18 protein-coding genes are annotated in these 14,381 nt (G+C 69.8%); 11 read left to right on the top strand and 7 right to left on the bottom strand.

What is annotated here, in order from left to right; all coding sequences use genetic code 11:
* The first annotated feature begins 42 nt into the window (after nt 1-42).
* Complete coding sequence (locus FHR82_RS15500) at nt 43-450, top strand: GtrA family protein (RefSeq protein WP_184811073.1); 408 nt, start codon at nt 43-45, stop codon at nt 448-450.
* A gap of 143 nt (nt 451-593) precedes the next feature.
* Here FHR82_RS15500 and FHR82_RS15505 read toward each other — a convergent pair whose 3' ends face one another.
* The 4 genes from FHR82_RS15505 to wzm form a co-directional block, all read right to left on the bottom strand.
* A complete protein-coding gene (locus tag FHR82_RS15505) occupies nt 594-863 on the bottom strand; it encodes a hypothetical protein (RefSeq protein ID WP_184811074.1) in 270 nt (89 codons plus the stop codon).
* Between the two features lie 61 nt (nt 864-924).
* Entirely contained in the window at nt 925-1,830 is a 906-nt protein-coding gene (glfT1, locus tag FHR82_RS15510; RefSeq protein WP_184811075.1) for a galactofuranosyltransferase GlfT1, read from the bottom strand.
* Nucleotides 1,830-2,648 (bottom strand): galactan export ABC transporter ATP-binding subunit Wzt/RfbE, encoded by an 819-nt coding sequence (gene wzt / locus FHR82_RS15515; protein ID WP_184811076.1) that lies wholly within the window; start codon nt 2,646-2,648, stop codon nt 1,830-1,832. The genes glfT1 and wzt overlap by 1 nt, the downstream gene beginning before the upstream one ends.
* Before the next feature lie 16 nt (nt 2,649-2,664).
* The gene (gene wzm / locus FHR82_RS15520) at nt 2,665-3,579 is read right to left on the bottom strand and encodes a galactan export ABC transporter permease subunit Wzm/RfbD (RefSeq protein WP_184811552.1); all 915 of its coding nucleotides are present in this window, start codon (nt 3,577-3,579) and stop codon (nt 2,665-2,667) included.
* A 160-nt stretch (nt 3,580-3,739) separates the two neighbouring features.
* On the opposite strand from wzm, the gene FHR82_RS15525 reads away from it, so the two are divergent.
* From FHR82_RS15525 to FHR82_RS15545, 5 genes are all read left to right on the top strand, one after another.
* A complete protein-coding gene (locus tag FHR82_RS15525; protein WP_184811077.1) occupies nt 3,740-4,369 on the top strand; it encodes a glycosyltransferase family 29 protein in 630 nt (209 codons plus the stop codon).
* Between the two features lie 10 nt (nt 4,370-4,379).
* Nucleotides 4,380-4,853: a hypothetical protein gene (locus tag FHR82_RS15530; protein WP_225944026.1), complete on the top strand. Its 474-nt coding sequence runs from the start codon at nt 4,380-4,382 to the stop codon at nt 4,851-4,853.
* A 151-nt stretch (nt 4,854-5,004) separates the two neighbouring features.
* Nucleotides 5,005-5,226, top strand: a complete 222-nt coding sequence (locus FHR82_RS15535; RefSeq protein WP_184811078.1) for a hypothetical protein — start codon at nt 5,005-5,007, stop codon at nt 5,224-5,226.
* An 18-nt stretch (nt 5,227-5,244) separates the two neighbouring features.
* Nucleotides 5,245-6,294, top strand: a complete 1,050-nt coding sequence (gene pseI, locus FHR82_RS15540; protein ID WP_184811079.1) for a pseudaminic acid synthase — start codon at nt 5,245-5,247, stop codon at nt 6,292-6,294.
* Between the two features lie 13 nt (nt 6,295-6,307).
* Complete coding sequence (locus FHR82_RS15545; protein WP_184811080.1) at nt 6,308-6,838, top strand: GNAT family N-acetyltransferase; 531 nt, start codon at nt 6,308-6,310, stop codon at nt 6,836-6,838.
* Between the two features lie 6 nt (nt 6,839-6,844).
* Here FHR82_RS15545 and FHR82_RS15550 read toward each other — a convergent pair whose 3' ends face one another.
* From FHR82_RS15550 to pseB, 3 genes are all read right to left on the bottom strand, one after another.
* Complete coding sequence (locus FHR82_RS15550; protein WP_184811081.1) at nt 6,845-7,609, bottom strand: phosphotransferase enzyme family protein; 765 nt, start codon at nt 7,607-7,609, stop codon at nt 6,845-6,847.
* Nucleotides 7,610-7,665: 56 nt separating this feature from the next.
* On the bottom strand, nt 7,666-8,817 hold the full coding sequence (locus FHR82_RS15555; protein ID WP_311771099.1) for a DegT/DnrJ/EryC1/StrS family aminotransferase: 1,152 nt from the start codon (nt 8,815-8,817) through the stop codon (nt 7,666-7,668).
* A gap of 130 nt (nt 8,818-8,947) precedes the next feature.
* On the bottom strand, nt 8,948-9,931 hold the full coding sequence (pseB, locus tag FHR82_RS15560) for a UDP-N-acetylglucosamine 4,6-dehydratase (inverting) (protein WP_184811083.1): 984 nt from the start codon (nt 9,929-9,931) through the stop codon (nt 8,948-8,950).
* A 41-nt stretch (nt 9,932-9,972) separates the two neighbouring features.
* Between pseB and FHR82_RS15565 the strand changes: the two genes are divergently transcribed.
* The 5 genes from FHR82_RS15565 (at nt 9,973) to FHR82_RS15585 (ending at nt 14,288) form a co-directional block, all read left to right on the top strand.
* Nucleotides 9,973-10,710 carry a cytidylyltransferase domain-containing protein gene (locus FHR82_RS15565; protein ID WP_184811084.1) on the top strand — a complete coding sequence of 246 codons (738 nt, stop codon included), beginning with the start codon at nt 9,973-9,975 and terminating at the stop codon, nt 10,708-10,710.
* Complete coding sequence (locus FHR82_RS15570) at nt 10,707-12,047, top strand: bifunctional UDP-2,4-diacetamido-2,4,6-trideoxy-beta-L-altropyranose hydrolase/GNAT family N-acetyltransferase (RefSeq protein ID WP_184811085.1); 1,341 nt, start codon at nt 10,707-10,709, stop codon at nt 12,045-12,047. The genes FHR82_RS15565 and FHR82_RS15570 overlap by 4 nt, the downstream gene beginning before the upstream one ends.
* A gap of 58 nt (nt 12,048-12,105) precedes the next feature.
* Nucleotides 12,106-13,026 (top strand): polyprenyl synthetase family protein, encoded by a 921-nt coding sequence (locus FHR82_RS15575; protein ID WP_184811086.1) that lies wholly within the window; start codon nt 12,106-12,108, stop codon nt 13,024-13,026.
* Nucleotides 13,027-13,170: 144 nt separating this feature from the next.
* Nucleotides 13,171-13,536, top strand: coding sequence for a VOC family protein (locus FHR82_RS15580; RefSeq protein WP_184811087.1), 366 nt, complete (start codon nt 13,171-13,173; stop codon nt 13,534-13,536).
* Nucleotides 13,533-14,288, top strand: a complete 756-nt coding sequence (locus FHR82_RS15585) for a sulfite exporter TauE/SafE family protein (RefSeq protein WP_184811088.1) — start codon at nt 13,533-13,535, stop codon at nt 14,286-14,288. Before FHR82_RS15580 ends, FHR82_RS15585 begins: the two co-directional genes overlap by 4 nt.
* The last annotated feature ends 93 nt before the right edge of the window (nt 14,289-14,381 follow it).

Below are 14,381 nucleotides of genomic sequence, written 5' to 3' on the forward strand. Positions count from 1 at the left end.
ACCGAGGGTAACCGGGTGCCCGGGGGCTCCTACACTGGCTCCGTGACTGCCGTGGACGCCCCGCCGCGACTGGTGAGCCAGCTCGCGCGGTTCGTGCTGATCGGCGGGTTCTGCGCGCTGGTCGACTTCGGGGTCTACCAGGGGTTGCTCGCCCTGGACCTGTGGGTCCACCTCGCCAAGGCGGTCAGCTTCGTTGCCGGGACCACCACCGCGTTCTTCCTGAACCGGCGGTTCACCTTCGCCGCCGGACGGGGCGGGGTCGGGCAGGTCGGCGGGTTCGCCCTGCTCTACACGGTGACGTTCTTCGTGAACGTCGGTGTCAACGCGTTGATGTTGCACCTGTTGCCGTCGTTCTCGTGGCGGATCACGGTCGCCTGGGTGGTGGCCCAGGGGGTTGCCACGGTGATCAACTTCGTGATGTTGCGGACCGTGGTGTTCCGGGTCCGCTGACGCTTCGGGGTCCTCGGTGCTGGTGGTGCCGTGAAAGGCGCCTTCACGGCACTCAACGCCCCAAACGCGCCTTTCACGGCACTGGTCACGCCGCGAACGCGCCTTTCACGGCAAAGTGCGCAGCCCGACCCCTGCTGCCGGGCTCAGGTCGCGAAACCGTGCTTCTTCGGGAGGTCGCTGCCGTAGACCCGCGTGAGTGGCGGCAGTTCGTCCAGGTGGGCCGTCACCACGTGGGCGAAGTTCACCACCACCGTCGAGCCGTCCGCCAGTTTCGGGCGGCCCACCTGACCGGCGCCCAGCAGGTCGGGCAGCCTCGGGTTCAGTTCGTTGGCGCCCTCCTCGGACAGGGCGAACACCAGTGGTTCGCCACCGCCCGAGAGGTGCAGTACCAGTGCGCGTTTCGAGTCAGCCATGCGTCAACATGAGCATCACCGCCGGTCAGCGGGCAACCTGGGTTCACCGACAGCAAATCCGCTAGAAGCGGAAGAAGCGTTCCTTGCGCCCCTGGCGAACCAGTTTGAGCCACTGGAAGAACGCCTTCGGGTCGCGCTTGGTGCCGATGAAGTACAGGCCGAACCGCACGAGCTCCAGCATGCCGATCTTGCGCAGGCCCGGCTGTGACAGCAGGTAGCCGCGGTTGCGGTACGTGTAGTACCGCTTGACCTCGTTCTCCGGGTCCTGTGCGTGCAGCCTGCCGCCGAGCATGGGCTTGAACTCGTCGGAACCGTCCGGGTGCAGGTACGCCACCTTCAGGCTCGTGCCGAACCGCAGTCCCGACCTCGTCAGGCGGCGGTGGATCTCCACCTCGTCGCCGCGGAAGAACAGGCGGTAGTCCGGGACGCCGATGACGTCCAGGGCGGACGCGCGGAACAGGGCGCCGTTGAACAGCGACGCGATGCCGGGCAGGAAGTCCGTGCCCAGCTCCGCGGCGCTCCGCTTCCACGTCAGGCCGCGGCGCAGGGGGAAGGCGAGGCGGTCCGGGGTCTCGATGTTCGACACCACCGGGCTGATCTCCGCCAGGTTCCGCTTCTCGGCCTCCGCGAGCAGCACTTCCAGCACGTTCTCGTCGGCCGGGCGGCCGTCGTCGTCGGCGCACCAGACCCACTCGGCACCCATGGACAGGGCGTGCAGCATGCCCAGCGCGAACCCGCCCGCGCCGCCGAGGTTCCGGTGCGACGCCAGGTAGGTCGACGGCACCGGGCAGCTCTCGACGATGTCCCGGACCGGGTCGTCCGGGCCGTTGTCGACCACCACGAGGTGGTCCGGGGGCCTGGTCTGCGCGCCGATCATCTTCAGGGAGTCGGCGAGCAGCTCCCGGCGGTGGCGGGTGACCACCACGGCCACCACCGCGTTCGCGGGCAACTGCTCATCGGCACCCATCAGGCCTCGCCGCTCTTTGTCGTCAGTGCCGGCTCGATGCCCAGGCGCTGGAGCGTCTCCGAGCTCATGTTCGCGAACGGGTCCTTGCCCTTGTACGCGGTGATGACCTCGCGCAGGGAGCCGTGCTGTTTCATGTGACCCTCGTCCATCCAGATGGCCGTGTTACACAGCTCGAACAATAGGTCGTCCTGGTGCGAGGCGAACACCAACATGCCGGAGCGCTTCACGAGATCCACCAGGCGGGTGCGTGCCTTCGCGAGGAACGCCGCGTCGACCGCGCCGATGCCCTCGTCCAGCAGCAGGATCTCCGGGTCGATCGACGTGACCACGCCCAGCGCGAGGCGGACGCGCATGCCCGTGGAGTACGTCCGCAGCGGCATCTGCAGGTAGTCGCCGAGCTCGGTGAACTCGGTGATGTCGTCGACCCGCTTCTCCATCTGCTTGCGGGTCATGCCGAGGAACAGGCCGCGGATCATGATGTTCTCGAGGCCGGAGATCTCCGGATCCATGCCGACGCCGAGGTCGAACACCGGCGCGACCTTGCCGACGATCCGCGACGAGCCCCTGGTCGGCTCGTAGATGCCCGCCAGCAGCCGCAGCAGCGTCGACTTGCCCGCGCCGTTGTGGCCGACGAGCCCCACGCGGTCGCCTTCCTTCAGCGACAGCGTGATGTCGTGCAGTGCCTCGATGATCGGCACCTTCTGCTCGGTGCCGATCTTGCCGCCGACCTTGCCGAGGACGGCCTTCTTCAGGGAGCGGGTCTTCGCGTCGAAGATCGGGAAGTCGACCGAGGCGTCCCAGACGTTGATGCTGACCATGCCGTTATCGCCTCACTCAGACCCAGTAGGAAACGCGCGAACGGTAGTTGCGCATGGCCACGAAGGCCAGGCCCCACCCCACAACGGTAAACCCGCCGACGACCGCCCAGTGGTGCCAACTCTGCTCGTTGCCGATCAGCGGCGCGCGCAGCAGCTGCACGTAGTGGTAGAGCGGGTTCAGCTCGGCGATCAGCACCTTCCAGTCGCTGTCACCCGAGCCGGGCAGGCGCTGCGTGAGGATGTCGGTGGTCCACACGATCGGCGTCATGAAGAACAGCAACGAGATCAGGCTGTTGATGACCTGGGGGATGTCGCGGTAGCGCGTGGAGATGATGCCGAAGAGGATCGCGACCCACCCGCCGTTGACCGCGAGCAGCACGAACGCGGGAATGGCGAGCAGGATGCCGAAACCGATGCCCGGCTGCGGGTTGCCGCCGTCGGTGATCGTGTAGTCCGACGTGGTCAGCGAGCCCCAGAAGATGACGAGGATGACCACGTACACGAGGAGGTTGTGGGCGAACATCAGCGTGAGCCGCCACACCGTGCGCAGTGCGTACACGGTCAGCGGCGCGGGAAGGTGCTTGATGAGACCTTCGTTGCGGATGAAGGTGTCCGTGCCCTCGGTGATGCACCCGTTGATGAAGTTCCACACGATGAAGCCGACCGTGATGTACGGCAGGAAGGTCGGGATCGTCGCCTGGAACAGCTGGGAGTAGAGCAGACCGAGCCCGATCGCGGTGATGGCCATCGACAGCGTGATCCACAGTGGTCCGATGACCGACCTGCGGTAGCGCTGTTTGATGTCCTGCCACCCGAGATGCCCCCACAGCTCACGCTGTTTGAAGCCCTCGACGATGTCCTCCCGCGCACGCGACCAGCTACGGGTCGAGGGGGGAGGTGGGGGTGCCTGCTCCTGCTCGGCAGCGCTCATTACTGACACGGCTGTCGAGACTACCGGCGGGCACTGCGCGTGCCGCAGGGGCCGCGCTTCGCACAGTGTTGTCACACCGAGACCCCGCGCGCGAAAGAAGATCGTTCGCGTCCTGGTAACTTCTGCGCTCATGGTCGACGTCGCCCCTGTGCAGAGCGTCATGCGCACGCTCATTGACGTCTATGCCGAACACCCGGAACCACGGACCGTCGCGGTCGTCGGCAACATGCCGCTGCCCGCGGACGAGGAGCGGGCCAAGGCCATCGACGCATGCGACCTGGTGTTCCGGGTCAACGGGTTCGTCACGGACGACCCTGGTGCCGCCCCGACTGTGGGCAGTCGCACACACGTGGTGGTGTTCAACCGTGCGCTGCGCGCCACCAAGTACGTGTTCGAGAACTACCGCAGGCGGCTGTACCTCATGGTCGAGCCGGGCCGTCTGCACTGGGAACCGGACAACCTGCCCGGCTGGTGGCCGGCGGACCTGGGGCTCGTGCCGGTCAACAACGCCGAGGTGACGCTGCCGCTGTCGGACGCGCTCGGCCTGCCGAGCCGCACCGAGGGCACGTGGTCGACGACCGGCACGATGGCCGCCTGGATCGCACGGACCTGCTATCCGGAGGCTGAACTCCTGCTGACCGGGTACTCGTTCATCGACGACCCGAACCAGACGCACTGGATGCACGCCGCCGGTGACTCCTGCATCGTCGGGCCCGAGCACCAGATCGCCGCCGAGGGGCGGCTGCTCGACTCGTGGACCAAGACCGGCCGCACCAGGCTGCTTCGCTGAGGGAAACACATTGCGCAACAACGGTTTTGAGGGTCTCCGCACGCTGTTCGGGGCCCGTCCGGTCGTGTCGGACCGGATCAAGCGGCTGATCGACTTCCGGATCAACGAGCGCATCCCGGCCGAGCGCCTCGAGGAGTACTACCGGACCGTAGACCGGCTCGCGCACGACCACACCGAGGTCGTGGAGGACATGCGCAGACGGATCAACGACCTCGAGCGCCGCTTCAACGAGGTCGACAAGATCCAGCGCTGGACGCACAACGAGCTCGAGCGCATCATCCCGCAGGTCGCGTCGCAGGAGTCCCAGCTCGAGTCGCTGCGCGAGAAGATCGCCGCGGTGCCGGTCGGCGACCAGCCGCAGATCGACGAGTCCCGCACGCTGATCGACGAGATCCGCCGGGAGCACAGCCAGATCCGGGTGCGCCTCACCGCGGTGGCCCAGTACGAGGACCGCCTCCGCAAGCTCGAAGATCGCGCGGAGTAGCCGTCAGGGCCCGGACATCACGTTCCGTTGCCATTCACAGTTTAACGTTCAAGTGGGAATTGTTGACTGGTTGTCTCCATCGGTCAACTCTGTTGCCTGTTACTCCATTCGTGGACCCTGATGAGTGGGCACAGGCGCGGAGGTCGGGGTCATGGTGGACGTCCAGTGGTGGTTATCTGCGTACGACAACCGGGTGCACGCGTTCGGCAACGAGGAAGCCGGCCGCGATTTCGGGGAAGCACTGTGTGAGCACTGCGTACCGAACAACAAGATCTCCTGCACCGACGACGGCGAACGATGTCTCGCGTGCTTGCTGATCTTCGGTGACCTGCTCGCGGACACCTTGGGAGAGGCCAACTGGCGCGCGTCCTAGGCCCGGTACGTTGGGCCCATGCGTGAAGTCAGGATCGGCAAGCACACGATCGGCGCGGACCACCGGCCGTTCGTCATCGCCGAGATGTCCGGGAACCACAACGGTGACCTGGACCGTGCGCTGGCGATCGTCGACGAGGTCGCCAGGTCCGGTGCGCAGGCGCTGAAGCTGCAGACCTACCGCGCCGACACGATCACCATCGACGTCGACGCGCCCGCCTTCCGCATCTCCGACGACCACTCGCTGTGGGGCGGGGAGAACCTCTACTCGCTGTACGAGAAGGCCCACACGCCGTGGGAGTGGCACGCGCCGATCTTCGAGCGCGCCGCCCAGCAGGGCCTCACCGTCTTCTCCAGCCCGTTCGACCCGACCGCCATCGACCTGCTCGAGTCGCTCGACGCGCCCGCCTACAAGATCGCCTCCGCCGAGATCGTGGACCTGCCGCTCGTCGAGCTGGCCGCCCGGACCGGGAAACCGCTGGTCATCTCCACCGGCATGGCGAACGTCGCCGAGATCCACGCCGCCGTCGAGACCGCCCGCCGCGCGGGCAACGACCAGCTGGTCGTCCTGGGCTGCACCGCGTCCTACCCGGCCGATCCGGCCGACAGCAACCTGCGGGGCATCCCGCTCATCCGCGACACGTTCGACGTGGTCCCGGGCCTGTCCGACCACACCATGGGCATCGGCGTGCCGGTCGCCGCGGTGGCGCTCGGGGCGTGCGTGATCGAGAAGCACGTGACGCTCAAGCGCGCCGACGGCGGCGTGGACAGCGAGTTCTCGCTGGAGCCCCTGGAGCTGGCCGCGCTGGTCACGGAGACCGAGCGGGCCTGGCAGGCACTCGGCACGACCCGCATCGGCCCGAAGGACAGCGAGCGCGAGGTCAGCAGGCTGCGGCGGTCGCTGTGGGTGGTCGAGGACGTCGCCGAGGGTGACGAGGTGACGGCCGCGAACGTCCGGTCGATCCGGCCGTCAGGTGGGCTCGCCCCCGCCGACCTGGGGACCGTGCTGGGCCGCCGGTTCCGCCAGGCCGCGCCGAAGGGGACCCCGCTCACCTGGGACCTGGTCTAGGCGTTCTCTTCCCGTGCTCTGGCCACCTGCCCCGTTGCGGACCGAACGGCTCGTGCTCCGCGAGTCGGAGGCCCGGGACCGTGCGGCGTTCATCGAGCTGTTCGCCTCGCCGGAGGTGCGCACCTACCTCGGTGGTCCTCGACCGCGTGCCGAGCTCGAACGCGCGGTGCCCGAGGTGCCCGGCCGGCGTCCCGGCGTTTTCGTCGCCGACCTCGACGGCGCGATGATCGGCATCATCACGCTCGACCGGCGCGCCGCGGAGCGTCCGGGCCACGTCCACCCGGACGCCGGGGAGACCGAGCTCGGCTACCTGTTCCTGCCGGAGGTGTGGGGACGCGGGTACGCCGCCGAGGCGTGCGCCGCGGCACTCGGGTGGTTCGCCTGCGAGCGTCCGGGCGAACCGGTGGTGCTCTGCACCCAGACCGCCAACGACCGCGCGGTGCGCCTCGCGGCGAAGCTGGGGTTCACCGAGGTGGAGCGGTTCGAGGAGTTCGGCGCCGAGCAGTGGTTCGGCGTGTGGTCCCCGGTCACGCCGTCCGATTGAGCCAGGTTATCCACAGGTTTGAATCCCGCAAGCGCTTGCTGACACACACGTTGTCCACAGGCCGGGATGTTGTCCACAGGGTTGTCCACAGGCCAGCTGTGCGAGCCGTTCGCGGGCGTAGTGCGGCTCGACCAGCCAGCCGTTGGCGGCTTCCCACGCGTTGACGGCGGCGTGGGCGGCCGGTGGGAGGTCCAGGCCCGGGATGTCCGCGAGGTCGAGCCACGGGTGGTCGACGCGGGCCTCGTCCCAGTCGAGGAAGCCGACGCGGTCGCCGTCGACGCGGATGTTCGCGGCGCACGGATCGCCGTGGACGACCGTCGACGGGCCGTCGAGGGCCCGCCACGCGGCTCGGCAGGTCTCGACGGCCTCGGGTGGCATCGCGGTCAGGTCGACGTCGCCGCCGCGGTCGGTGGTCAACAGGTCGCGGGTGCCGGGGAAGTCCGGGCGCGGCGGCCAGCCCGCGGTCAGCTCGTGGAGGCGCCGCAGCTCGGCCACCACCGGCGCCCAGTCGGTCGGCTCACGGCCGGGGAGCCAGCGCTGCACGACCACACCGTCCACCTGCGCCCGCCCGTCCGCACGCACCACCTCGGGCACGAGGAAACCGTGGCGCGACAGGTGGTCCAGCAGGTCCAGCTCCCAGTCGAGGGACGCGACGGATCGGCGGGATCGGCGTGCCACGAGGCCGCCTTCGAGACGGAACACCTCGTTGCGGTGCCCACCGAGCCGCTCCAGCACCGTGGGAGAGCCCCACGGGGCGAGGTCCAGGGTCATGTTCGCTCGCAACCCTTGCTCGGCATCACTGTTCGCTCCGCAAGCTCCGCTCGGCATCACTGTTCGCTCCGCAAGCTCCGCTCAGGAGAGAAGAACTTCCTCACCAGCTCGATCACCCGGTCCACGTAGTCGTCCGACAGGTCCGGGAACAGCGGCAGCGACAGCTCCTCCGCGTAGAACCGCTCCGCGTTCGGGCACATCCCGCGCTGGTAGCCGAGGTCGGCGAACACCGGGTGCCAGTACACCGGGATGTAGTTCACCTGCACCCCGATCCCACCCGCACGCAGGTGGTCGAACAGGTCGCGGCGGCGCCCGTCCAGCACCCGCAACGGGTACAGGTGCCACATCGGGTCCGCGCCCGGCAGCGTCACCGGCGTCCGAACGCCGTCCACATCGGACAGCCCGGCGGTGTAGCGGGCGTGGATCTCCGCGCGCCGCTCCTTGAACCACGCGAGCCGCCGCAGCTGGCTGGAACCCAAGGCGCACAACACGTCCGGCAGCCGGTAGTTCAGGCCGAACTCGTGCACCTCCTGGTGCCAGCCGCCCTCGTCCGGGTACCGCATCCGCGCCTTGTCGCGCACCAGCCCGTGGTTGCGGAACTGCGCCGCCCGCCGCGCGAGGTCCGGGTTCGGCGTCGCGACCGCGCCGCCCTCGGCGGTCGTCAGGTTCTTGGTGGGGAAGAAGGAGAACGTCGTCAGGTCCGCCAGAGCGCCGACCGGGCGGCGTTGCCACGTGCCGCCGATCGAGTGCGCCGCGTCCTCCAGGAGCAGCGCGCCGCCGTCGTGCGCGACCTTGAGCAGCTCGTCGACCTGCACCGGGTGCCCGGCGTAGTCGACCGAGGACACCACGCGTGTCTTCGCGGTCATCGCCGCCGCGGCGGCCTCCGGCAGGAGGTTCCCGGTCTCCGGCGACACGTCCGCGAACACGACCGTCGCGCCCTGCTGGATCGCGGTCGCGGCGGTCGCGACGAACGTCATCGGCGCGCACACGACCTCGTCGCCCTGGCCGATGCCCGCCGCCGCGTACGCGACGTGCAGAGCCGCGGTCCCCGAGGTCACCGACACCGTCGGCACGCCGCCGACCAGCGCGGACAGGTCCGCCTCGAACCGGCGCACGGCCGGTCCGGTGGTCAGCCAGTCACCGCGCAGGACCTCCGCGACCGCGGCGATGTCCTCCTCGACGATCGACTGCCGTCCATACGGGAGCACGTCCGCATCACTGGTCGCTGCGCTCCTCCGCTCAGACGCCGTCTTCCCTCCTACGCTGCTCGCTCGCCCGTGGCCGGGCTCCCTGCGCTGCTCGTCAGTCCAGACGACGCCCGCTCCGTCGCTCCGCTCCTCACCCATACTGCGCCACCAACGCCCGCAGGTCATCGTCCGAGAGCCACAGGTCGTTGGTGTCCGACCGGTACGCGAAGCCCTCCGGCACCGCCTGGCCCTCGGCGGGCGGCTCGTAACCCCAGCCCGCGATGTGCGGCATCACGACGTACCGGTCGTCGAGCAGGAGCGTCCTGCGCGAGTCGTCCGGGGCGATCATCTCCTCGTGGAGCTTCTCGCCAGGCCGGATGCCGACCTCCTTCATGGGGCTGTTCGGCGCGATCACGCGGGCCAGGTCCACCAGCCGCATGCTGGGGATCCTCGGCACGTACAGCTCGCCGCCGTGCATCGAGTCGAACGAGTTGACCACGAACTCCACGGCCTGCGGCAGCGTGATCCAGAAGCGGGTCATGCGCAGGTCGGTGATCGGCAGCGCCTCACCGCGGTCGGCCAGCGACTTGAAGAACGGGATGACCGACCCGCGTGAGCCCATCACGTTGCCGTACCTGACCACCGAGAACCGGGTCGGGTGACCCGCCGCGTAGTGGTTGCCGGAGATGAACAGCCGGTCCGCGCACAGCTTCGTCGCGCCGTACAGGTTGATGGGGCTGGACGCCTTGTCGGTCGACAGCGCCACGACCTTCTGGATGCCGCAGTCGATGGCCGCCTCGATCACGTTCTGCGACCCGGTGATGTTGGTCTGCACGAACTCGAACGGGTTGTACTCGGCCGTGTCGACCTGCTTGAGCGCGGCGGCGTGCACCACGTAGTCCACGTCGTGCATGGCGCGCTCGAGGCGCCTGCGGTCGCGGACGTCGCCGATGAACCAGCGCAGCCGGGGGTCGTCGCCGAACATCTGGCGGGCCTCGTACTGTTTCAGCTCGTCGCGGGACAGGATCACCAGACGCCGTGGGTCCAGGTGCTTCAGGGCGTAGTCGATGAACGCCTTGCCGAAGGACCCCGTCCCGCCCGTGAGCAGGATGCCAGCCCCTTCGAGCAGCGCCATGGTCTTACCTCCGCGGTCTGGGTCGTCACCGGTGCGCCATCATGGCACCCGTGCGAGTCAACGCGGTCATCCAGGCACGGTTGTCCTCCACCCGGCTGCCCGGCAAAGTGCTCCGGCCGCTGGGCGGCAGGAGCGTGCTGAGCTGGGTCATCCGCGCCGCCCAGGAGACGCACAACCTCGACACCGTGATCCTCGCGACGTCCGACGACCCCACGGACGACCCGGTGGCCGACGAGGCCGCCCGCTGCGGTGCCGTGGTCGTCCGTGGCCCGCTGGACGACGTGCTGGCCAGATACGTGAAGGCCGTCCGCGAGCACCCGTGCGACGCGGTGGTACGGCTCACGGCCGACTGCCCGCTGCACGACCCGGCGGTGATCGCGCAGGTCGTGGCCGTGTGGCGGGCCGACCCGACGCTGGACCACGTGTCGAACTTCGTCGTGCGCCGCCACCCGCGCGGCCTGGACACCGAGCTGGTACGGGTCGCGGTGCTGGAGGAACAGGCACGCATCGCGACCGGCGGCCACCGCGAGCACGTGACGTCGAACATCTACACGCAGCCCGACGTGTACCGGTGCGGCGGCGTGGTGCCCGGGGTGGACAACTCCGACCTGCGCGTCACGCTGGACACCGAGGAGGACGCGAAGCTCCTGGAAGGGGTCGTGGCGGAGCTCGGCGACGAGGTGCCGTCGTGGCAGGCGCTGGTCGCGCTGCTGCGGTCCCGGCCGGACCTGGTGGCGCTGAACGCGGACGTCGAGCAGAACACCACGCCCACGACATGACGAGGCTGCTGCTGCGCGCGGACGCCACCCCGTCGACGGGGGTCGGTCACCTGTCCCGCTGCGTGGCGCTGGCGACGGCGGCCCGGTCCCGCGGCTGGGACGTGGCGCTGTGCGGATCGTTCACCGCGGGCCGGTGGCTGCTCGGATCGCTCCCGGTCGTGGCTTCTCCCGAGCCCGCTGACGCGGTCGTGGTCGACCACTACGGCATCGGCGAGTTCAGTGCCGACGGTCTCGTGGTGTCCATGGAGGACGGCGGGTTCGGGCGGCGGCGCGCGGACATCGTGGTGGACGCGAACCTGTACGCGGCACCGCGCCCGGACGACGGGTCGCCGGTGGTGCTGAGGGGGCCCGCGTACGCGCCGCTGCGTGCGGAGATCCGGGCGGCACGGACAGCACGGACGGCACGGACGGCACAGCGCGCGGGTTCGGTGCCGCCGAAGGTCGTGGTCGTGATGGGTGGCGGCGCGGCCCCGTCGTCGGTGGCGGCGGCGCTGTCCGCGCTGCGTGACACGGGGGTGCCCGCTGAGGTGGTGGCGATCTCGGCCGCGCCGGTGCCGGGTTTCGAGGTCGTGCCGCCGACCCCCGAGCTGCCCGCGTTGTGCGCGTCGGCGGACCTGGTGGTGAGCGCGGCCGGCGTGACGTTGCTGGAGCTGTGCTGCATCGGGGTGCCGACCGCGCTGGTGCGGATCGCGGACAACCAGGCGGCCGGCTATCAGGCGGCGGTGGAGCAGGGCGTGGCGGCGGGCCTCGGCGCCGACCCGCGATCGCACGTGCCGGTGCTGCGGACGCTGCTGCGGGACGCCGCCGCGCGGAAAGCGCTGGGGGACAAGGCAAGGACGACTGTCGACGGCAGGGGAGCGGACCGCGTCCTCGACGCGATGGGCTTCGACCCGACAGTGCGTGCCGCCACCGGGGCGGACGCGGCGCTGCTGCTGTCGTGGCGGAACGACGAGGAGACCCGCCGCTGGTCACGCACCACGGACCCGGTCTCCCCGGCCGACCACGAGGCGTGGCTGTCCCGCGTGCTGACCGATGACGACCGATGGCTGCTGGTGGCGGAGCACGACGGCCGTCCGGTGGGGACGGTGCGTTTCGACCGCGCGGGCGGGGCGTGGGAGGTCAGCATCACGGTGGCGCCCGCAGCACGCGGCCGGAGGCTGGCGGTACCGATGCTGCTGGCGGCCGAACGGGCACTGGGCCCGGCGGTGATCCGCGCGAACGTGCACGGTGAGAACGCCGCGTCGCTGGCCCTGTTCCGCCGCGCGGGCTACCGGCCGGTGCCGTCCGTGTCGCGCTCGGAGTGGCACTGGCTGGAGAAATCTCCCTCTCAGGAGTGAGCGCGTTCGGCCGCAGGCGGGATCTGCCGCGGTGGTCCCCGGCGGGAAGCTCGACAGCATGGGGAACACGCTTCTGTCCGATGTCGAAAGCCGGCTGCGCGAGGTCCTGGACGGGCACGCGGGCGCCACCCACCTCATCGACGCGGGTGGCAAGCGGCTGCGCCCGATGCTCGTCATCCTGGGGGCCGAGTTCGGCCCGCGCCAGGACAAGGTGGTGGACGCCGCGGTGCTCACGGAGCTGGTCCACGTCGGCACGCTGCACCACGACGACGTGATGGACCAGGCCCCGGTCCGCCACGGGGTCCCGACGGCGAACGCGCTGTGGGGCAACAACCGGGCGATCCTGCTGGGTGACCTGATGCTGGCCAGGGCCGGGGAGCTGGGTGCGGAGCTTGGCCTGCCCGCGCTGCGCCTGCAGACCACCACACTGGCCAGGCTGGTCCGAGGCCAGCTGATGGAGACGGTCCGCCCGAAATCGGCCGACCCGATGGCGTTCTGCCTGGAGGTCATGGCCGACAAGTCGGCGTCCCTGATCGCGATGGCCGCGGAGCTGGGCGCCCTGGTGGCGGAGGCGCCCCCGTCGGTCTGCGGCGCGTTGCACATCTACGGCGAACACCTGGGCATCGCGTTCCAGCTGGTGGACGACGTACTGGACATCGTCGGTGGCGAGTCGGGGAAGACTCCCGGCACCGACCTGCGAGCGGGGGTGGTGACCGTGCCCGTGCTGCACGCGCTGGCCGCGGGCGATGCCGCGGCCGACCGGCTGCGCGTGCTGCTGGTCACGGGCACGGTCACCGACCCGGACCTGCACGCCGAAGCGCTCGGGCTGCTGCGGGACGGCCCCGGCCCGTCGCTGACTCGCGCCGACGCCGGCGACCACGCGGAGCTGGCGCGGGCGGCGCTGGCCGATCTGCCCCGGGGCGAGGCCCGCGAGGTGCTGGACTCCTTGTGCGACGCCGTGCTGGAGAGAGCGAAGTGAGTACCGGCTGACGCCTGTGGACAACGCACCGTCCACTCTGGTCCGCACCACGTCGGGTGCCGGTTGGCAAGTGGGGTGTGACGTGGTCCTCGACCAGGGCGTATGGCACGCGCCACGGTCGGCGGCCCGTGCGACCATGCCGCAATGCCAGCACGTTTCAAGGACCTGGTCATCGACGCGAACGACCACCACACGCTCGCCGACTGGTGGTGTGGCGCGATGGGGTACGTGCGCAAGGACGAGCACGAGCCGCCTGCCGACGGGTGGATGCGGCCGCACGACTGGCCGGTGCCGATCGTCGACCCGCACGGTGCCGGCCCGCTGTTCTGGATCGTGCCGGTGCCGGAGAAGAAGACGGGCAAGAACCGGTTGCACCTGGACGTGTTCGGGGACACCCAGGAACTCCTCGACGCGGGCGCGACCCTCCTGCGCCGCCGGGACGACGAGATCGAGTGGGACGTGCTCGCCGATCCCGAGGGCAACGAGTTCTGCGTGTTCACACCGCGTTGACCGCGCTCGACATCGTCATCGTCGTCGCGGCGGGGTTGTTCGCGGGCGGCATCAACTCCGTGGTCGGGTCCGGCACGCTCGTCACCTTTCCCGTGCTGCTGGCGCTCGGGTATCCGCCGGTGGTGGCGAACGTCTCCAACAGCCTCGGGCTCGTGCCGGGATCCATCGGCGGTGCCGTCGGCTACCGGCGGGAGCTGAAGGGGCAGGGCTCGCGGCTGCTGCGGTTCGGCGTCGTGACCGCGGTCGGGGCGGTCGGCGGGGCCCTGCTGCTGCTCGTCCTGCCGCCCGGCGCGTTCGAAGCCGTCGTGCCCGCGCTGATCGTCGTCGCGCTCGTACTCGTCCTGCTGCAGCCGCTCATCGCGAAGCGCCTCGCCCAGCGCGAGGGCGACCGGCATCCGCACGGGGGCATCCCGTTGCTGTTCGGGGTGTTCGGCTGCGCCGTGTACGGCGGCTACTTCGGCGCGGCGCAGGGCGTCATCCTGCTGGCGCTCATGGGCATCCTGGTGGACGATTCGCTGCAACGGCTCAACGGCGTCAAGAACGTGACCACCGCGATCGCGAACCTCGTGTCCGGGGTGGTGTTCGTGTTCGTGGCCGATGTGGACTGGGCGGTCGTGGGTCTGCTCGCGGGTGGCTCGACCATCGGTGGGCTGATCGGGGCACGGATCGGGCGCCGTCTTAGGCCGATCTGGTTACGGGCCGCCATAGTGGTGGTCGGCACGGTGGCGATCGTGCAGCTGCTCATCCGGTGATTACTCCATTCGGATGGGATTCGTTGACTGGTGTTCACCTCGACGTGATTGGGTATCGGAATGTCTCCAGCCACCCGCACAGAGCCTGTACAG

The sequence above is a fragment of the Actinophytocola algeriensis genome (assembly GCF_014203735.1).
GTDB lineage: Bacteria > Actinomycetota > Actinomycetes > Mycobacteriales > Pseudonocardiaceae > Actinophytocola > Actinophytocola algeriensis.